The following is a 15063-nucleotide window of genomic DNA, read 5'->3' as shown; positions in this document are numbered from 1 at the left end:
TTACACCCCCGTCCTTCCGGATCTATAACCCGCCCAGATCCACGGTCCTTTAGGCGTGAACAAGAACGGCGTTTCCCAACCGACGTCGGGATCAATTACGACTGGGTCGCCGCTCCAGTTCGGATACCGATAATCGGGTGACTCTTCGGGGTTTTCAGCAACCGCCAAACGAACCGCCCGCCCCTGCGTTGGATACGACGGAACGATGCGGACCTCGTAATTGAACCCGGAACCACCGATGTTCGGCGCGGTCATGGTGACGACACCAGCGGTCGAAACTTCGACGGAAATTCCGTACTCGCCGTACTCGCCCGGCGGAATCAGATGGAAATCGCCGGTGATGGCGTTCGACCACACCTCGACCGTGCAGGCGCCAATCGCGAAAGCGTTCTTCCAGGCCATCAGCGCACCAATCCTTCAGCCTTCAAGCGGCGAATGCAGCGCCGTTCCGCGCGCCAGTTGATGCGATCTGCCGTTGCGATGCCGAGCACACGATTCGCCCAGGCCCGCAGCTCGACGACGTAGCGGTCGGTGAGCGCCGCCGGTTCGGCGGGCTCGTTCGGGTACACGCCGACCGGATCCTCGATGCAGTCAGTCACGCGCGGCGGCGTTAGCTTCGTCGATAGCCGGCTGAAGGCTTGGCAGCCCGGCAGGCATACGGCAATCGCCATGCACAACCACAGTACGAATCGCGCCTTCGCGGTCATTGGTGTTTCCTTGGCTGGCCGCGACCGCATCGCGGGCTTCGTTCTTCGTGTGGTCGGCGATCTCGGTCGCCGTGGCTTCGTCCTTCGCCGCGCGCTTGCGCTCGTCCTGGATGGCGATCTTTGCGGCCTCTTCCATGTTGGCGCGGCAGCGCTGCGACGCTCCGGCCAATCGATAGCCGAGGAAGACGTTTACGCCGGCCGAGGCGATCATCGCGAGGATGAGATAACCGGTAAGTGACAGCCTGATCATGCGTTGCTGCCCGGGTTGAAGGGCGGCGGCGTCATGCCGGCTTCCCGCATCAGCCCTTCGAGCGTCCAAATGTGCTCGACCAGCTTGCGCGAATGGCTGCGTTCCTCGGCCAGCTCTTGCCGCACCGTCCGCATGTCGTTTTCGAGCGTGGTCACGCGCTCTTTCAGCAGGTTGTAAACCGTCTGCTGCGCGTCTGCGACTGCGGTGGACGCATTCGACTCCGCCACCTCGGCCCGGGTCTGCGCCGCGGTCTTCAGCTTGTTCTGCCAAGCCGCCCAGATCCCGCCGGCGACGGCGCCGACCGCGGCGACCGACGCGCCTACGGCGGCCCAGTCGATGCCGGCGACGGCCTTCACGGTATCGGCGCTCATCGCATCGCCCTCAGCGCTTGCTTGGCTCGGTCGTAACGCTCGCGGCGGTCGGCGGCGCCGGTCATTCCGCCGTTGATCCGGCGTGTCGATGCGTCGAAATCGCCCTTATCGGCCAGCTCGTTGAGGTTGTGCGCCTTCCAGTAGCTACCCGCGGCGAGCGCGGCGTAGCGCGGCTCGGCCAGCGCGTCGGGATCCTTCACGAAGTCCGGGCACGGCTGCACTACGGCGCGCAGCGCATCGCGGACGGCTTCGTAGTTGGCGCGGCCGGTGTTCTGGATCAGGCCGCGGCCGCGGTAGCGCCAGCCGTCGCCGGCTTCGCGGTTGCCGAGGCGGCCGCCGTAGACGTGTTCGGCGATCAACTGCGGCTTGCGCGCGAGCTGCGCCGCGGTCGCCGCGCTGAAGCGCTTCGGCCACGTCGCGAGCAGCCCTTCGGCCGAGTAGTTGAGGTTCTCGACCGTGCGCGAGAGGCCCATCGACTCGTGGCCGATCTGCGCCAGGAAGAACGCGAGCCGCGCCGGCGTCGAGACTTCGGCCAGCCGACAGGCTTCGGCAACGTGCTTGGCCCAGGTGGTGCCGAGCGTGCGCGTGCAGCCGACGGCCGAGACCAGCAAGTCGGGAGTGATCGAGAACATCGGAGCTCCAGAAACGCGAAAGCCCCGCGATTGCTCGCAGGGCTTGGGGATAGGTTTAACCGCCCCCGGACTCGAACCGGGCACACCCGTCGGGACTCGAACCCGAACACCGCGCAAGCGCGGCGCGGACACCTGTCAAGCGGTCATGTGCCGGTCTTTCCCGGCCGTCAATGCGCCCCTTCCCGGCCGTACCTTCGGAGAGAGAGAGAGGTAAGCGGGGCGAATGTGGCGGTGCCGAAGGGAATCGAACCCTTATCCCCCGCTGGACAGGCGGGGATTCTCGCCGTTGAACCACGGCACCGGAGAATGGTCGCGGCGGCAGGACTTGAACCTACACCGGGCGGGTTATGAGCCCGCTGCTCTGCCATTGAGCTACGCCGCAAAAACGAACGGCCCGCCGGTGAGGGCGAGCCGCGGGGGGAATTCTTGACGATGGCAGAATTCTGCACGTCAGCGTCCTACTGTCAAGCGGCAAGCTCCCGGCGCATCCATCCGCGGGCCTCGGCGACCCTCTCCCGGTAGGCGTTCCGGCTCAGCTCGAACCGCCGCCCCTTCTGGCCCTGGCTCCCAAGCGTGCAGTATTCCGCGCGCAGCACGCGCCCGAGCAGGTCGTCGGAGCGCTGTAGCGACTTCGCCGCCCGCTCGACCTGCAAGACCTCGGGCGCGAAATCCTGATCGCCCAGCGTGAGCAGCTTTGCCCGCGACGTGCGGGTCTCGCTGAAGGCGACCCGATCAGCGGCCCAGCGCGGCACCGGCCGCGTGCTGCCGTCGTCGGCGAGCAGCCCGGCCGCGGCGCCCATCGCCATGCGCCGGTCCGTGCCGCCGCGATCCATCGTCGTCGTTCGCCGGATGATGTGGGTTTGCCCGATACGCGACAGCGGCGAATCGCCGTAGCCGGTGAGCGCCGGGTCGGTGAATTGCGCGCGGTGCGGCCCGAAGGCGTAGCCCCACACGCGAAGCAGATTTTCAAACTCGGTTTCCGTCATCGCTTCCCCTTTGACGCCTCGAACATGTCGGGCGTGCCTACTTCACAAATCGTCACGCGCGCGCCGTATTCCTTCGGCTTGCCGCGCTCTTGGTCGTATTCCCAACGGATCCGCTTGTCGTTGTCGGGGATTCCGTAACGCGCGGCGATGCCGTCGCGCAGCGCCTTAAACGCCGTGCGTAAGTTGTCGTCGTCGAGCTGCCGCGGCGCGATGCGCGATAACGAAACCACGACCGGCAGCGCCGGCAGCGGGCCTATCGCCGCGGCCGCGGCGCGATGCGCCTTTGTCCGTCGCGCCCTCGCCCGCCAGCACTCGCGCAGGTTCGAGACCGACACGATGCGCAGGGGAAGGATTGCCATGCGGACGGCACGGCTCATCGCCGCGGCCCCTTGTCCAACTCGGCGATCAGGGCGTCGGCGTAGACCACGGCCAGTTTCGCCGCAAGTGCGGCCTCGCTCTGCGGAATCCCCATATTCCAGTGATGCGCCGAGTATTTGCCGCCGTCCGGTAGCTCCATGGCCTGCAATGCTGCGGTGGCGATGCGCTCGCGGCGCGAAGCCTTAGCCATCGCAACCGGCACCGTCCCCCACTGCGAGGGCTGATTCTCGGGGTCGTGCAGCGCTTGCATCAGCGCGGCGTCGGCCGCATCCACCTGAACCCTCGGCACCGCGCGGGTGAGCTCGGCCGCGCGCTCGGGCCAGAAAAGCGAGTAGCGGTTCGGGTCGGGATAGTTGCTCATCGGGTCTTGCTCCCGTTGGGGTCGCGCGCGCGCGCGGGCGATGCCGGCGGATGCAGGGGCGACAGATCGATCGGACCGTAAAAGGCATCGACCCGCTCAAGGCGAACGCCGTGGCGCCAGTCGCGGTTATCCCGGCTCCAATGCAGCAGCAGCGGCCGCGGGGTCGGGCTGAAGGTTCCGACGAGATACAGCCCGGGCTTGGTCGGAACCTCGGGCGAGTAGCCCCAGGAAGCGCCGGGCGAGCCGGCAAAAGCCGCGATCTCTTGGTCGCTGCAACCGCAGGCGCGGAAGGCGTGGACGTCACCGGCGCTCACGGCGTCACCCTGCCGGCGGCGTCGGGATTGAAGTCGGGGCCCAAGACTTGCCGCATACGCTCGACCCGTTCCTCGCGGGATAGGGGCAGGTTCCGGGGCTTCTTAACCTTGTCGAGCTCGAGCTCGCCGGCGACGGGCTCCGGCAGCGGATGGCCGGCGATGACCTTGGCGACCGCAGCGTCGTAGGCGAGTCGCCGCATCTGCTCCGCCTTGCGCTCGGTAGCGCCGCGGTGCCGCCACCCGTCGATGTGCTGCCAAACGAACCGGGCGAACGGCGAGCGGTCGGCGTGCGCGCTGCTGAGGATCTCGTCGTTCACCATGGCGAAGCTCGGGATTCCGAAGCACCGCATCCGAAACTCGGGCAGTGTCGGCGGCCACGGATCGCCGGTGGCGACGCTGGCTTCGATGCCCTGCGCGATCTGCTCGACAGTGAGCGCGGCCAGGGCCTTCGCCCAGGTCTCGCCGCTGCCCTTCTCCGGGGTCTCGCCGTTGGCCGACGTCCACTTGTGCCCGTAGATCTCCGCCATGCGGAGCCAGAGGCGACGGGTTACGGGGTCAACGGACCCGGAAGGCTTCGCCGGGGATCGCGTCGTCGTCCGGCTCGGCGGCGTGGCCGTAGCCGTCGCGGGCATTGCCGTCGGCTTCGTGCTGGCGGACGCGTTCGACAAGGCTTGCGCGGCCAGTTGGGATGCGTGCTGCATAGGGTGCTCCGGTGGGTTGCTGGGCGGCCTGCTGGTGCCGGCTGACGGCGGCGCTGATCGCCCAGGCGAAGGGATTGGACTTGCCGAGCTCGACGGCTTCGGCGGCGGTGTGGCCGAGGGTTTCCGGGGTGACGCCAAGGGCGAGCGCCTGGCGCAGCGCTTCGTGACCGGGATTGGTGCGAGCACAACCGGCTTGGCGCATCAGCAGGCACGCGCGGCCCGCGTCGGTCGCCCCGGCGAGCCGGGCGTCGCTGCCCTGCGTGCTATCCGAAGAGAGGTTTATTGCTTCTTCTGGGGATTGGGGATTGGGGAGCTTTCGCCCTGGGTTTTCGCTGGGTTCCGTTTGGGTTACGTTTTCAAAACCCAGTGGGTTATCTGAAATAAACCCGGTGGGTTTTTCCTTTCGGGGTCGCCCGCCCTTCCGCCCGTTCTCTTTCGCGGCCTCGATCTTCGGGGCGGCCTTGCGGATCTCTTTCTCGATCCGGTCGTTCGTCCAGCCGTCGGCGGCGTCGTTGAAGAACTCGGCGAGCACGGCATCGACCGCGGCCCGCTCGCTGGCCTTCGAGGCGCGTGCGATGGCGTAGCGCGAGGCGTGCGGGATCGGCCGCTCGTTGGCGTAGCACCAATCCATGAGCCGCGTGTAGGCGCCGTCCTGCTCCATCGTCAGATGCAGCGTCTTCGCCATGTAGTGCGCGGGATAGCGCGGGTAATAGTTCACGCGATTAGCCGCCCCTGCCTTTGCGCGTCATCGATGCGACGACAAGCGATATCGAAGTAGGCGGGGTCCACCTCGCAGCCGACGAACTTCCGGCCGGCCTCTACCGCGGCGACTCCGGTCGTTCCGCTACCCATGTAGGGGTCGAGGATCGAGTCGCTTCCTTTCGCCAGCGCCACGCACCAGCGCATCAGCGAAAGCGGCTTCTGCGTAGGGTGTTCCTTGCCGGGCGTCCCCCGCGTTGCGCTCTCACGGAAGATCGCCGCGGGGCGACCGAGGTTCGTCCAAGCAAGCTCGACCTGCGAAAAGTTTTCCCAGGGCTGCTCTTTGTCCCAGACCAGCACCGCGCGCGTCGGCGGCAAGGGGAAGTAGTTACCGCCCCAGATTATTTGCACGGGCGCGGCAGCCATCAGCAGCGCGAGCGTGTCGACGTCCGGGGCCACGTCCCACCGAACATCGCTTCGGTTAAGGATGCGGTTTTTCAACGCGCCGGAGCCCTGCTGCCGCGGCGACTTCCGCACCGCCGGCGTAGACCCTTCGCCAGCGAGGTTGAGAATTCCGTAGGGCGGATCGGTGATGAGCGCGCCCATCTTTTGCAGCGCCGGCAAGATTTCGCGGCAGTCTCCGAGGTGGAGCGTTGCATTGCCGATCACTTCCGTTCGGCTCATGCTCGCAGCTCCCGAATCAGGCGCTTCTCGATCTCGCGCTCATGCTCCAACGCGGCGACACGCTCGCGCAGCTCGCGGTTCTCGCGCTCGACGTCCGTCTCGATGCGGCGAAGGCTGCGGGGGTCGTAACCGCGGCGCAGCAGCCACGCAAAGAGCGGTGCTTCGCTACCCGTCGCATCCATCAGCGCATCGAGGTTGCCTTCGTTGAGCCGGGCTTGCCCTGCTTTCGCTTTCGACAGCGTGCCGGCATCGGTGCCGATCTCGATGGCGATGGACTTGTCTTGAAGCCCGCTGTTTTCGCAGGCGTAACGCACCGCCGCGGCTTCGGTGTTGAGCTTGTGGAAATCGGTCTCGGGGATCGACCGAATCGGCCGACGGATTCGCAAATTGAGGTCAGTTGCAACGGCGGCCATGTGAATTGAATTCCGTTGGTGGTCGGTTTCGAGGCGAAATGCAGGCCCAGCCCAGAAGGACCGAGCCCGTGTTAGATCGAAAGGAAGGAAGGCCGGGGAGCGAGCGCGATCACGGTGCGCAGCCCTCCCCGGCCGATGCATCGAAGGGAATCGCAAGCCGAGCGAAGAGCTCGGCGACCGCCATCGGCGGGGAAACGGTGTGTTCGAGCTCGACCCAGACGCGATGCGGCGTTGAGCTGCGTGCTATGCCGGTGATCGTCCAAGCGACGCCGGTCTCGCACGAGACGACGCGGAACGGTTCGCGCGCCCCGGCGGCCACGTCACGCGGCCTGCTTCCGAAGCGGCTGCACCCAGACCAGCACCTTCGCGTCCAAGAGCGGATCGCTCTCGGCCATGCGCTCGGCCAGCCGGCGACCAATTCCGCGGCTGCCGTTGCAGATTCCGGCGATGGTGCTGTAGGGGATCGAGAGGTGGGCCGCTACGCCGGCCGCGCCATCGTGGCGCTCGACGTAGGTTTCCCAGTATTTGCGCGCGTCCATTGGGGCTCCGCTATGCGTTACGCATTGGCGGCGAGTATGCATAACGCATACACCCTATGCAAGCGGTAACCGTACGCTCCGGGCTGGTCCGAAGGTCTCAGCCTATGAGCCGACTATCTGAAAATCTCACCGCCCGGCGAGAAGAATTAGGCATGTCAGTCGCAGACGTCCACGTCCAGCTAAACAAGCTGGGGCACGACGTCGGCTACTCCACGGTCGCCGGATGGTTCAACGGCAATCGCGGAGTAAGAAGCATGGAGCACCTGAAAGCCTTATGTGTGGTGCTGCAAACGGACCTGAATTCCCTAACTGGCGACGAAGTAGAGATAGCCGAGGATCCCATCGACGCATCGGTCGTTCGGGAAATGCGTGATCTAACGGCAGTGCAACGCGAGGCAGTTCTTGCGCTCGTGCGCAGCATGAAACCGCGCCCTTAATTCCATCCTGTAGCAGCAAAAGTCACCGAGCACGCCCCGCCATGAGCGGGGCTTTTTTTGTGCCTGTGGATAAGTGCCGTTCGTCGGAAATCTGCGCGTTACGCATAGATTCCTATGCGCTATGCATTGCTCAAATCTATGCGCTATGCATAATTGACCCGTCGGCCACTTCTGGCCAAACGGGATCAGGTCATGGCGAACCGCTGCTACACCGCCGCCGGGATCACCTATCGCGCCTGCGGTGACTGCGGCGGCGCCGGTGACCACGTCCTCACGCACTGGAGCCGCGACCCGCAGCTCGAAGAGCGCTTGACCTGCTGCACCTGCGGCGGCCGCGGTTACGTCCGCGCCAGCGCCTTCGATCCGCTCGAAGTGCTCCAGACCGAGCGCCGCGCCGCGCTGCGCATGAGCCGCCGCCCTGGCGATGAGCTCGCCGCGCTGCTGGCGCCGACCGCCCTCGCTTCCTACCGCCGAGCCCGCGCCCGCGCGATGGCCCCGGCCCCCCTTCCCAACGACATCGCGCCGGCGACGGCGCTGGAGCATGCCGCGTGAGCACTCACACCCACATTTTCGGCGAAGAGCGTCATGTCCGCGTTCGCTGCCAGGACGACGAGCCTTGCGTCTGGATCGATACCGCACACGCCACGGTGTCGCTGACCCTCACCGCCGAGCAGCTCGACGCGCTGATCGTCGCCGCGACGTCCGCGCGCGTGATGCTGCGGTCGCAGGCGGTGCCGGCATGAACGCCCTCGCCTGCATCTGCTACGCGCTCGCGCCGGCCGCAATCGCACTCGTGCGCTTCGGGTGGCAGTCATGAGCGCGCCGAACATCACGGAAGCACCGTGGCATGCCTGCGAGCACGGCGACTACAGCGATTACGGCGGCAATTGCGTCGTGATCCTGGGCGATGACATGACGTTGCGGATCGCGGTTGTTCTCGGTGACAACACCGACGAGACCCTTGCGAACGCTCGGCTCATGGCAGCGGCGCCGAAGCTCTTCGCGGCCCTCGACCAGATCAGCGGCCTGTCGCGCGCCCTGCGGGCTGGCGGCCCAGATCCGATGGATCTCGAAGAGCTGTCCGACGCACTGGCTCAGGCCGTGGACGTCGCGCACGAGGCAATTGCCGAGGTGGCGGCATGATCCGCTTCAACGCCACCCGCGCCGACGCGCTACTGATCGACCACATCGCCCACCGCGCCGCGCGCGCCGGCCTGCTGCTGACCGACCGCCTGTCGCTGGAAATGGATCTGACCGCGACGCACCTCAACGGCTGCGCGCTCGATCTCCGCAAGCTCGCGGCCGCCGACGACTTCAACTTCGCGCACGACGTCTGCGGCATTCAACGCCACCTCGACCGCAAGACCGGCGGCCTGCTGCGTCTGTTCCGGCCGCGGTGCGCGGTCCCGTCCCTGCTCACCACCAACGCCGACGGCGAAGTCGAGGTGTCGCGATGAGTGCAACGCCGATCTATCTGCACGACTGGGCAAAGAGCGGGTTCGAGCAGCTCGTTTCCGACTTTGCGGGGCTGTGCATCAGCGCTGCGGAATTCAAGGCGGAATCAGCGCCTTACGCGAACGTCGAGTTCTGGAACGAAGAACGCTCCAAGCTCGCCGCCGAGTTGGAAAACAAGCGCTGGAAGGGCGTCGAGATCTTGCTCGCGAGCTACGCCTACGAGTGCTATTCCGGCAATGCGTTCGTACTGTTCCGCCACGACGGCAATCTCTACGAAGTCAACGGCTCGCACTGCTCGTGCTACGGCCTCGAAGGACAGTGGTCGCCGGAAGAGACCACCGCCGCGGCGCTGCGCCATCGCGTCGTGCATGGCGACCTGGGCGGCTATGGCGACAACCGCTTCGCCGACGAGCTGCTGACGGTGCTTGACCGCCTGGAGCGCGCGCCATGACTGCCCAGCTCGAACAGAACCCGCGCCCGGGCCGCGAGCTCTCCGCGGCGCTGCCGATGACGTGGCGCGATTACCTCGCCATGTCGGTCTGCTACGCCGCGCTCGGCGCGTTGGCCTGGGGTGTCGTGTCGCTGGTCTACCTGCCGCCGATCACCCCGCCACCGAAGGGCATGCCGGCCGCGTTGGCATGCGCAGCGCTCGCCGGCGGCGCGGCTTGGCTCGTCAGCATCTGCCTTGAGGGTGCCCGCCGTGCCGACCCGTAACCCCCACCTCGACCGCGCACTCGCGCGCTCGATGCTCGAACGCGGCCGCCGCGGCGTCACGCCGGCGCCGGCGATCACCGCGCCCCTCACCACCGACCACGAATCGACCGACCCCGACAAGGGCCTGTTGCCGCAGCGCGACGCCTACATCGCGCAAAGCGCGGCCACGGTCGCGGGCCGAGTCGCCCCTTTCCCGACCACCCGAAGGAGCACCACGACGTGAGCCAGACCATCCGCATCACCCTCGTTGCAACCCTGTCCGACGCTTTGCTCGCGAAGATCGGCGCCCGCGCCGAGCGCAATTGCAGCGAGTTCGCCGAGATCAAGCCCATCGCCGAGGCGCTGTCGAGCGTGCCCGGAGCGCCCTCGCTGCGGCCGGTGTTGCCGTCTGTCGAGCAGCACCGCGACGCGCTGATCGTTCAACAGGCGATGCATACCGCCGCGGAAGCCGTCGGCGGTTTCCAGGCGGCCTATGTCACCGGCGACACCACCGGCCGCTTGGAGCGCAACAGGGGCTTCATGCGCCTCACCGACGACGACTCGCCGAGCTCGCTCGCTATCGAGCTCGCCGACTGCGACACGGATCCGCGCCAGTTCTGGAACCCGCCCGCCACCGCGCAGGGCGCGCAGCGCAGGGCCGAGGCCGAACAGCGCCAGCACAGCGCCGGCGCCCACGTCGAAGCTGCGGCCGCTGCGCAGGGCTTCGGCTTGGAGCCGATCACCGCCGAAACCCCGGATCTCGACGAAGACACCCTCGCCGCCCTCTACGTGCCGCGGCCGGTCGATCCGCGACAAGAGCCGCTCGCCGGCGTGCCGGAACCGGAACCGAGCTGCGTCGAAGCGGACACCGCGGCGACCGCCGACACCTCGACGTCTTCGGATTGCTCGGCCGGCTTCGAGTAACCCACCGCCCCACCCACCACCCCAGGAGCAACACCCGATGAGTACCCGCATTTACGCCGTCACCGACAAGCACGCCGAGCCCGACGCCGACGGCACGCCCGCCGCCCCGTCGCTCGTGCGCGCCAGCACCAAGGCCCAGGCCGTCACCGCCGTGGTGCGCGACCGCTACAGCGCGAGCGTCGCGTCGCAAGAGCAGCTCGTCGCCGCGCTGGCGAAGGGCGTCAAGGTCATCACCGCCGGCGAGGAAGACGGCGAGGACAGCGCCGAGTGAACGCCGTGGCGCTTCCCGTGCCCGCTCAGGTCGCGCCGGCTCTTGCCGGCGCCGACCACGACCGGCAACGCTTCATTGGCGGGTCCGATATCGCCGCGGTCCTCGGCATCAGCCCGTGGCGCACGCCGCTCCAGCTCTGGGAGCTGAAGACGCGGCCGCTGCTTCCGGACCACGACCGCCCGTCGAAGCCGAAGACCCGCGGCCACCGCTGGGAATCCGTCGTCGCCGAAATGCTCGTCGAGCACCTCGAAGAGCGCGGCCACAAAGTCGAGATCGTCGCGAGCAATCGCCGCTATATCGATCCCGAATTGCCGTTCCTGGCCGCCGAGATCGACTTCGAGATCGTGCTCGACGACGAAGACGAAATCACCAACGTCGAACTGAAGACGGTTCACCCGTTCAAGGCCGGCGAGTGGGGCGAGGCCGGCACCGACGAATCGCCGGTCTTCTACACCGCGCAAGGCATGCACGGGCTCGGCGTGACTAAGCGGCGCCGGTGCCTGATTGCACCGCTCTTCGGCGCCGACGAGATCCGGGCCTATCCCATCGAACGCGACGACGAAACCATCGCCGCGATGCGGGCGCGCGCAACCGCGTTTTGGCAGCTAGTGCTGACCAACACGACGCCGACGCCGCTCAATCTCGACGACTTGGATCGTCTCTATAAGGGCGACGACAAGGGCCCGGCGCTGATCGCCGACAACGAGCTCACCCGCCAAGTTCTCCGACTCCGCGCCATCCAATCCGAGATCAAGGCCCGCGAGAGAGAGTTCGAGGCGCTGGAGTTCGACGTAAAGCTCGCGATGCGCGACGCGACCGAGCTCGTCGTCGATGAAAAGGCCGCCGTGACGTGGAAGCAACGCGCTACGAGCTGGCTCGATCAAACCGCGCTCAAAGAGCAACACCCGAAGCTTGTCCGCGAGTTCACGCGGAAGGGCTCGGCGCGCGTCTTCACCGTCAAGTAAGGGAGTAACAGCGCTATGTCGCAGAACGCACTAAGAGCGGCCGCCACCGGCAGCAGCACGCCGGCGAAGGCATCCAACGGCGCGCAGTTGAATCAGTTCCTCGAAAAATACAAGGGACAATTCGCCGTCGCGCTTCCGAAGCATCTCAACCCCGACCGAATGATTCGGCTCGCGCTGACCGCGTTCAACGGCAACCGCCAGTTGCAGCAGTGCGACATGAACAGCATCGCGGCATCGATCATCACCGCGGCGCAGCTCGGCCTGGAAATTGGTGTCGCGGGCCAAGGCTATCTCGTGCCCTACAAGGGCAAATGCACCTTCGTGCCGGGGTGGCAAGGCTACGTCGATCTCGTTTCGCGATCCGGTCGCGCGACGGTTTGGACCGGCGCGGCGTTCGAGGGGGACGAGTTCGAGTTCGCCCTCGGCGATTCGCCTTTCGTGCGCCACCGCCCGGGCGGCGAGGACGACCCGAAGAAGCTAACGCACGTTTACGCCGTGGGCCGCGTCAACGGCAGCCAGTGGCCCGTTATCGAGGTGTGGCCGATCTCGCGCGTCCGAAAGCACTTCAACAAAAACAACAAGGTCGGCGCCGGCCACTACGCCCATAACAACTGGGAAATGTACGCCCGCAAGGTTCCGCTGTTGCAGGTTATCAAGTACATGCCGAAATCGATCGAGCTCACCAACGCGATGACCGCCGAAGCCGCCTATAACAGCGGCAATACCTACACCGTCCACGGCGACACGATCACCATCGACGGCGACGACGGCGGGAACGCGCTCGACACGTTGACCGGGAACACCGGCAGCGGTGGCAGCGACGCCTATGTCACCGCGCGCGCCGCGATGGAGTCTGCGACCGACACCGATGCGTTGAACGACGCTTTCGACCTGTCGCGCGGGCAGGACATGGCCGCCGAAGAGTCGCGCGAGCTAGCGGCCTATTACGAGCTCCGCCGCGACGCGCTGGAAATCCCCTAAGCCCCCGACGCCCGGCGCCGCGCGCCGGCAACCGTGAGCCGCGCCGTGCGCGCGCCGGGCGTCACCTTCCCACCGGAGAGAACCATGTCGAACGAAGAAACCACGACCGCCACCGACACGCCCGAGACCACCGTCGAAGGCGCCGGCGAGGCCCAGGTCGAAACCACCGCCGCGACTGAAGCCGACACCGCAGCAGGCGACGACGGCGATCAGGTCGCCGACATCATCGACATCATCGACTTCACCGCCGACACGATGCTCGGCACGCTGACGACTGTCATCGTCGATGAAATAAAGGCGCTGCCCGACGTCTGGGCCAAGCTGAGCGAGTTCAAGCAAGACGACGTGATTAAGCGCGTGACGTCGCAGGTCGGCGACGCGGTGAAACGCGCCGTGCATCTGATCGCCACCGACGGCCGCGAGGTCATCACCGCCAACCTCGAACAGATCACCGCGAAGGACGGCATCAAAGCGACGCTCGTGCTCGCGCGGCACGACGAAAACCGGCATGCGCTGCTCGATGCCGTCGGTAAGCCGGTGCTGATCGTGGTCGCCGGATCCGATGGCTACATGGGCGGCAAGATCCCGAAGGCCGAACGCGATCAGCGCGCGCTGCCCGGGTTCAAGGAACCGGAATCGGTGCCCGATTCGGCGACGCCGAGCACCGCGGCGGACGCCGAAGCCGACACCGGCCCGGTCGCGGACAACTGCCCGGCTACCGCCGCCGAGGCCGCGTAAGCCATGCGCCGCGAATTGCTGCTGATCGGCGCCGTCGCTTACTGGCTGTTTCTCCTGGGCTGGGCCGCGCCGGCGCTGATCTCCGCGTCGCATTGGGAGCTGGTCGCCGGCGGCGTGCTGCTGCTGATCGCCAGCGCCTACATCACCTATCGCGCGACGAATCGCGCGATCCACCGCAAGACCACCACCGAGGAAACTCAATGAAGATCTCCCGCATCCTGATCGCGGCGCTGCTGGCGTGCGCGCTCGTGGCCTGCTCCAAGGTTCCCGCCGGCAACGTCGGCATCAAGGCTTATCTGCTCGGCACCAATAAGGGCGTGGACGTCGAGCAACTCGGCCCTGGCCGGTACTGGATCGGCTGGAACGAAGAGCTCTATCTCTTCCCGACGTACACGCAGAACTACACCTGGGCGAAGGACTGCCAGGAAGGCGACTGCGCGAACGAAGAGATCGGCTTCCAGACCGTCGAGGGTCTCGCCGTAAAGGCCGACGTCGGCATCAGCTACCACGTCCGGCCCGATAAGGCCGCGGTGATCTTCCAGAAGTACCGCAAGGGCGTGGACGAGATCACCGATCTCTACTTGCGCAACATGGTCCGCGACTCGCTGGTCAAGAACGCCAGCAGCATGAGAGTCGAGTCGGTTTACGGCGGCGGCAAGGCCACGTTGATCGACAAGGTTCAGAAGGACGTCGCCGCGCAGGTCGCCGCCATCGGCATCGACGTCGAAAAGATCTACTGGATCGGCGAGCTCCGCTTGCCGGCCGTCGTCGCCGAATCGATCAACGCGAAAATCAAAGCGACCCAGATGGCGGAACAGCGCCGGAACGAGGTCGAGCAGTCGAAGGCCGAGGCAGACAAGGCTGTCGAGGCCGCGCGCGGCGAGGCGACGGCAAAGCTCGAAGTCGCTCGCGCCGACGCCGAAGCGATTTCGATCAAGGGTCGCGCCATCGCGGAAAACCCGCGAGTGCTGGAGCTCGAAGCGATCCAGCGTTGGGACGGAAAGCTGCCACAGGTCAACGGCTCCAGCGCCGTCCCCTTCATCAACGTCAACAAGTAACCGGCGCGCGCCGCGAGGCGCGTTTCGGATCCCCCGCAGTACCCATTACGGAGCAGTCATGAACGACAAGACCATCGAGACCGAGATCCAGTCGAAGGGCCTCACCGCGCCCCGCATTACCACGCAGGACGTTGCCGCCGAGATCGTGAGCGAGCACTTTTTTTCCGCGCTCGAAGGCGCCTACAGCGACGGCGCGGTGAACCTCGGCGACACGAAGAAGGCAGTCGTTTCGCTGCCCCTGCTGACGATCTGCGTCCTCGTGCTCGAAAACGGCTTCACCGTCACCGGCGAAAGCGCCTGCGCGAGCCCGGAGAACTTCGACGCTGACATCGGTCGCAAGATCGCCCGCGAAAAGGCCGTCGAAAAGATCTGGCCGCTTCTCGGCTTCCGTCTGCGCGACTTCCTCGCCGATCAGGCCGACGAAGCCGAGGACGAAGCCGCGAGTGCGCTGGCGGCGCCCGAGTACCAGGCGTAACCGCAACACCCCGCAGCGCACGGCCGCCGGC

The 15063-nt window shown here is 66.5% G+C and carries 30 protein-coding genes and 2 tRNA genes; 16 read left to right on the top strand and 16 right to left on the bottom strand.

The annotated features are described in order from the left end of the window. The 16 genes from ACKN61_RS08025 to ACKN61_RS07950 all read right to left on the bottom strand — a co-directional run bounded on the left by ACKN61_RS08025 (position 1) and on the right by ACKN61_RS07950 (position 7035). Entirely contained in the window at positions 1 to 402 is a 402-nt protein-coding gene (locus ACKN61_RS08025; RefSeq protein ID WP_408953040.1) for a hypothetical protein, read from the bottom strand. Continuing rightward, the gene (locus tag ACKN61_RS08020) at positions 402 to 599 is read right to left on the bottom strand and encodes a hypothetical protein (RefSeq protein ID WP_408953039.1); all 198 of its coding nucleotides are present in this window, start codon (positions 597 to 599) and stop codon (positions 402 to 404) included. Before ACKN61_RS08020 ends, ACKN61_RS08025 begins: the two co-directional genes overlap by 1 nt. Further along, a complete protein-coding gene (locus ACKN61_RS08015) occupies positions 592 to 957 on the bottom strand; it encodes a hypothetical protein (RefSeq protein WP_408953038.1) in 366 nt (121 codons plus the stop codon). Before ACKN61_RS08015 ends, ACKN61_RS08020 begins: the two co-directional genes overlap by 8 nt. Further along, positions 954 to 1328 carry a hypothetical protein gene (locus ACKN61_RS08010; protein ID WP_408953037.1) on the bottom strand — a complete coding sequence of 125 codons (375 nt, stop codon included), beginning with the start codon at positions 1326 to 1328 and terminating at the stop codon, positions 954 to 956. Before ACKN61_RS08010 ends, ACKN61_RS08015 begins: the two co-directional genes overlap by 4 nt. After that, positions 1325 to 1960 carry a glycoside hydrolase family 19 protein gene (locus tag ACKN61_RS08005; protein ID WP_408953036.1) on the bottom strand — a complete coding sequence of 212 codons (636 nt, stop codon included), beginning with the start codon at positions 1958 to 1960 and terminating at the stop codon, positions 1325 to 1327. Before ACKN61_RS08005 ends, ACKN61_RS08010 begins: the two co-directional genes overlap by 4 nt. A gap of 226 nt (positions 1961 to 2186) precedes the next feature. Then, a tRNA-Asp gene (locus ACKN61_RS08000) sits at positions 2187 to 2261 on the bottom strand. A gap of 6 nt (positions 2262 to 2267) precedes the next feature. After that, positions 2268 to 2342: transfer RNA gene (locus ACKN61_RS07995), tRNA-Ile, on the bottom strand. Between the two features lie 82 nt (positions 2343 to 2424). Continuing rightward, entirely contained in the window at positions 2425 to 2946 is a 522-nt protein-coding gene (locus ACKN61_RS07990; protein WP_408953035.1) for a hypothetical protein, read from the bottom strand. Next, positions 2943 to 3323 (bottom strand): hypothetical protein, encoded by a 381-nt coding sequence (locus ACKN61_RS07985; RefSeq protein WP_408953034.1) that lies wholly within the window; start codon positions 3321 to 3323, stop codon positions 2943 to 2945. Before ACKN61_RS07985 ends, ACKN61_RS07990 begins: the two co-directional genes overlap by 4 nt. Next, positions 3320 to 3685, bottom strand: a complete 366-nt coding sequence (locus ACKN61_RS07980; protein WP_408953033.1) for a hypothetical protein — start codon at positions 3683 to 3685, stop codon at positions 3320 to 3322. Before ACKN61_RS07980 ends, ACKN61_RS07985 begins: the two co-directional genes overlap by 4 nt. Beyond that, complete coding sequence (locus ACKN61_RS07975; RefSeq protein WP_408953032.1) at positions 3682 to 3999, bottom strand: hypothetical protein; 318 nt, start codon at positions 3997 to 3999, stop codon at positions 3682 to 3684. Before ACKN61_RS07975 ends, ACKN61_RS07980 begins: the two co-directional genes overlap by 4 nt. Next, positions 3996 to 4526: a hypothetical protein gene (locus tag ACKN61_RS07970; RefSeq protein ID WP_408953031.1), complete on the bottom strand. Its 531-nt coding sequence runs from the start codon at positions 4524 to 4526 to the stop codon at positions 3996 to 3998. Before ACKN61_RS07970 ends, ACKN61_RS07975 begins: the two co-directional genes overlap by 4 nt. 28 nt (positions 4527 to 4554) lie before the next feature. Beyond that, positions 4555 to 5418 (bottom strand): YdaU family protein, encoded by an 864-nt coding sequence (locus tag ACKN61_RS07965; protein ID WP_408953030.1) that lies wholly within the window; start codon positions 5416 to 5418, stop codon positions 4555 to 4557. Next, positions 5415 to 6083, bottom strand: a complete 669-nt coding sequence (locus tag ACKN61_RS07960; protein WP_408953029.1) for a DNA methyltransferase — start codon at positions 6081 to 6083, stop codon at positions 5415 to 5417. Before ACKN61_RS07960 ends, ACKN61_RS07965 begins: the two co-directional genes overlap by 4 nt. Further along, entirely contained in the window at positions 6080 to 6496 is a 417-nt protein-coding gene (locus ACKN61_RS07955) for a hypothetical protein (protein ID WP_408953028.1), read from the bottom strand. Before ACKN61_RS07955 ends, ACKN61_RS07960 begins: the two co-directional genes overlap by 4 nt. A gap of 320 nt (positions 6497 to 6816) precedes the next feature. Next, positions 6817 to 7035 (bottom strand): hypothetical protein, encoded by a 219-nt coding sequence (locus ACKN61_RS07950; RefSeq protein ID WP_408953027.1) that lies wholly within the window; start codon positions 7033 to 7035, stop codon positions 6817 to 6819. 104 nt (positions 7036 to 7139) lie between these two features. Between ACKN61_RS07950 and ACKN61_RS07945 the strand changes: the two genes are divergently transcribed. From ACKN61_RS07945 to ACKN61_RS07870, 16 genes are all read left to right on the top strand, one after another. Then, positions 7140 to 7472 (top strand): helix-turn-helix domain-containing protein, encoded by a 333-nt coding sequence (locus ACKN61_RS07945; protein ID WP_408953026.1) that lies wholly within the window; start codon positions 7140 to 7142, stop codon positions 7470 to 7472. Positions 7473 to 7664: 192 nt separating this feature from the next. Further along, positions 7665 to 8024 carry a hypothetical protein gene (locus tag ACKN61_RS07940; protein ID WP_408953025.1) on the top strand — a complete coding sequence of 120 codons (360 nt, stop codon included), beginning with the start codon at positions 7665 to 7667 and terminating at the stop codon, positions 8022 to 8024. After that, positions 8021 to 8215, top strand: coding sequence for a hypothetical protein (locus ACKN61_RS07935; RefSeq protein ID WP_408953024.1), 195 nt, complete (start codon positions 8021 to 8023; stop codon positions 8213 to 8215). Before ACKN61_RS07940 ends, ACKN61_RS07935 begins: the two co-directional genes overlap by 4 nt. 70 nt (positions 8216 to 8285) lie before the next feature. After that, on the top strand, positions 8286 to 8615 hold the full coding sequence (locus tag ACKN61_RS07930; RefSeq protein WP_408953023.1) for a hypothetical protein: 330 nt from the start codon (positions 8286 to 8288) through the stop codon (positions 8613 to 8615). Then, complete coding sequence (locus ACKN61_RS07925; protein ID WP_408953022.1) at positions 8612 to 8929, top strand: hypothetical protein; 318 nt, start codon at positions 8612 to 8614, stop codon at positions 8927 to 8929. The genes ACKN61_RS07930 and ACKN61_RS07925 overlap by 4 nt, the downstream gene beginning before the upstream one ends. Then, the gene (locus ACKN61_RS07920; protein ID WP_408953021.1) at positions 8926 to 9378 is read left to right on the top strand and encodes a hypothetical protein; all 453 of its coding nucleotides are present in this window, start codon (positions 8926 to 8928) and stop codon (positions 9376 to 9378) included. Before ACKN61_RS07925 ends, ACKN61_RS07920 begins: the two co-directional genes overlap by 4 nt. Beyond that, entirely contained in the window at positions 9375 to 9641 is a 267-nt protein-coding gene (locus ACKN61_RS07915; protein WP_408953020.1) for a hypothetical protein, read from the top strand. The genes ACKN61_RS07920 and ACKN61_RS07915 overlap by 4 nt, the downstream gene beginning before the upstream one ends. Continuing rightward, entirely contained in the window at positions 9628 to 9864 is a 237-nt protein-coding gene (locus ACKN61_RS07910) for a hypothetical protein (protein ID WP_408953019.1), read from the top strand. Before ACKN61_RS07915 ends, ACKN61_RS07910 begins: the two co-directional genes overlap by 14 nt. Then, a complete protein-coding gene (locus ACKN61_RS07905) occupies positions 9861 to 10544 on the top strand; it encodes a hypothetical protein (RefSeq protein ID WP_408953018.1) in 684 nt (227 codons plus the stop codon). Before ACKN61_RS07910 ends, ACKN61_RS07905 begins: the two co-directional genes overlap by 4 nt. 37 nt (positions 10545 to 10581) lie before the next feature. Next, the gene (locus ACKN61_RS07900) at positions 10582 to 10815 is read left to right on the top strand and encodes a hypothetical protein (RefSeq protein WP_408953017.1); all 234 of its coding nucleotides are present in this window, start codon (positions 10582 to 10584) and stop codon (positions 10813 to 10815) included. Then, positions 10812 to 11780, top strand: coding sequence for a YqaJ viral recombinase family protein (locus tag ACKN61_RS07895; protein WP_408953016.1), 969 nt, complete (start codon positions 10812 to 10814; stop codon positions 11778 to 11780). The genes ACKN61_RS07900 and ACKN61_RS07895 overlap by 4 nt, the downstream gene beginning before the upstream one ends. A 15-nt stretch (positions 11781 to 11795) precedes the next feature. Further along, the gene (locus ACKN61_RS07890) at positions 11796 to 12761 is read left to right on the top strand and encodes a recombinase RecT (protein ID WP_408953015.1); all 966 of its coding nucleotides are present in this window, start codon (positions 11796 to 11798) and stop codon (positions 12759 to 12761) included. A gap of 84 nt (positions 12762 to 12845) precedes the next feature. Further along, entirely contained in the window at positions 12846 to 13499 is a 654-nt protein-coding gene (locus ACKN61_RS07885) for a hypothetical protein (RefSeq protein ID WP_408953014.1), read from the top strand. Between the two features lie 3 nt (positions 13500 to 13502). Then, positions 13503 to 13703: a hypothetical protein gene (locus ACKN61_RS07880; RefSeq protein ID WP_408953013.1), complete on the top strand. Its 201-nt coding sequence runs from the start codon at positions 13503 to 13505 to the stop codon at positions 13701 to 13703. Further along, positions 13700 to 14557, top strand: coding sequence for an SPFH domain-containing protein (locus tag ACKN61_RS07875; protein ID WP_408953012.1), 858 nt, complete (start codon positions 13700 to 13702; stop codon positions 14555 to 14557). The genes ACKN61_RS07880 and ACKN61_RS07875 overlap by 4 nt, the downstream gene beginning before the upstream one ends. A gap of 58 nt (positions 14558 to 14615) precedes the next feature. Further along, the gene (locus ACKN61_RS07870; RefSeq protein ID WP_408953011.1) at positions 14616 to 15032 is read left to right on the top strand and encodes a Gp49 family protein; all 417 of its coding nucleotides are present in this window, start codon (positions 14616 to 14618) and stop codon (positions 15030 to 15032) included. Positions 15033 to 15063: the final 31 nt, after the last annotated feature.

The sequence above is a fragment of the Lysobacter sp. Hz25 genome, from assembly GCF_046097045.1.
GTDB lineage: Bacteria > Pseudomonadota > Gammaproteobacteria > Xanthomonadales > Xanthomonadaceae > Lysobacter > Lysobacter antibioticus_B.
This window is presented reverse-complemented; position numbering and strand designations above follow the sequence as displayed.

Coding starts and splice junctions, on each gene's coding strand:
- ACKN61_RS07930 (WP_408953023.1), top strand. CDS start 8,286: ATGAGCGCGCCGAACATCACGGAAGCACCGTGGCATGCCTGCGAGCAC.
- ACKN61_RS07970 (WP_408953031.1), bottom strand. CDS start 4,526: ATGGCGGAGATCTACGGGCACAAGTGGACGTCGGCCAACGGCGAGACC.
- ACKN61_RS07955 (WP_408953028.1), bottom strand. CDS start 6,496: ATGGCCGCCGTTGCAACTGACCTCAATTTGCGAATCCGTCGGCCGATT.
- ACKN61_RS07875 (WP_408953012.1), top strand. CDS start 13,700: ATGAAGATCTCCCGCATCCTGATCGCGGCGCTGCTGGCGTGCGCGCTC.
- ACKN61_RS07925 (WP_408953022.1), top strand. CDS start 8,612: ATGATCCGCTTCAACGCCACCCGCGCCGACGCGCTACTGATCGACCAC.
- ACKN61_RS07945 (WP_408953026.1), top strand. CDS start 7,140: ATGAGCCGACTATCTGAAAATCTCACCGCCCGGCGAGAAGAATTAGGC.
- ACKN61_RS07940 (WP_408953025.1), top strand. CDS start 7,665: ATGGCGAACCGCTGCTACACCGCCGCCGGGATCACCTATCGCGCCTGC.
- ACKN61_RS07960 (WP_408953029.1), bottom strand. CDS start 6,083: ATGAGCCGAACGGAAGTGATCGGCAATGCAACGCTCCACCTCGGAGAC.
- ACKN61_RS08015 (WP_408953038.1), bottom strand. CDS start 957: ATGATCAGGCTGTCACTTACCGGTTATCTCATCCTCGCGATGATCGCC.
- ACKN61_RS08005 (WP_408953036.1), bottom strand. CDS start 1,960: ATGTTCTCGATCACTCCCGACTTGCTGGTCTCGGCCGTCGGCTGCACG.
- ACKN61_RS07980 (WP_408953033.1), bottom strand. CDS start 3,685: ATGAGCAACTATCCCGACCCGAACCGCTACTCGCTTTTCTGGCCCGAG.
- ACKN61_RS08010 (WP_408953037.1), bottom strand. CDS start 1,328: ATGAGCGCCGATACCGTGAAGGCCGTCGCCGGCATCGACTGGGCCGCC.
- ACKN61_RS07890 (WP_408953015.1), top strand. CDS start 11,796: ATGTCGCAGAACGCACTAAGAGCGGCCGCCACCGGCAGCAGCACGCCG.
- ACKN61_RS07880 (WP_408953013.1), top strand. CDS start 13,503: ATGCGCCGCGAATTGCTGCTGATCGGCGCCGTCGCTTACTGGCTGTTT.
- ACKN61_RS07920 (WP_408953021.1), top strand. CDS start 8,926: ATGAGTGCAACGCCGATCTATCTGCACGACTGGGCAAAGAGCGGGTTC.
- ACKN61_RS07915 (WP_408953020.1), top strand. CDS start 9,375: ATGACTGCCCAGCTCGAACAGAACCCGCGCCCGGGCCGCGAGCTCTCC.
- ACKN61_RS08025 (WP_408953040.1), bottom strand. CDS start 402: ATGGCCTGGAAGAACGCTTTCGCGATTGGCGCCTGCACGGTCGAGGTG.
- ACKN61_RS07900 (WP_408953017.1), top strand. CDS start 10,582: ATGAGTACCCGCATTTACGCCGTCACCGACAAGCACGCCGAGCCCGAC.
- ACKN61_RS07985 (WP_408953034.1), bottom strand. CDS start 3,323: ATGAGCCGTGCCGTCCGCATGGCAATCCTTCCCCTGCGCATCGTGTCG.
- ACKN61_RS07950 (WP_408953027.1), bottom strand. CDS start 7,035: ATGGACGCGCGCAAATACTGGGAAACCTACGTCGAGCGCCACGATGGC.
- ACKN61_RS07885 (WP_408953014.1), top strand. CDS start 12,846: ATGTCGAACGAAGAAACCACGACCGCCACCGACACGCCCGAGACCACC.
- ACKN61_RS07990 (WP_408953035.1), bottom strand. CDS start 2,946: ATGACGGAAACCGAGTTTGAAAATCTGCTTCGCGTGTGGGGCTACGCC.
- ACKN61_RS07870 (WP_408953011.1), top strand. CDS start 14,616: ATGAACGACAAGACCATCGAGACCGAGATCCAGTCGAAGGGCCTCACC.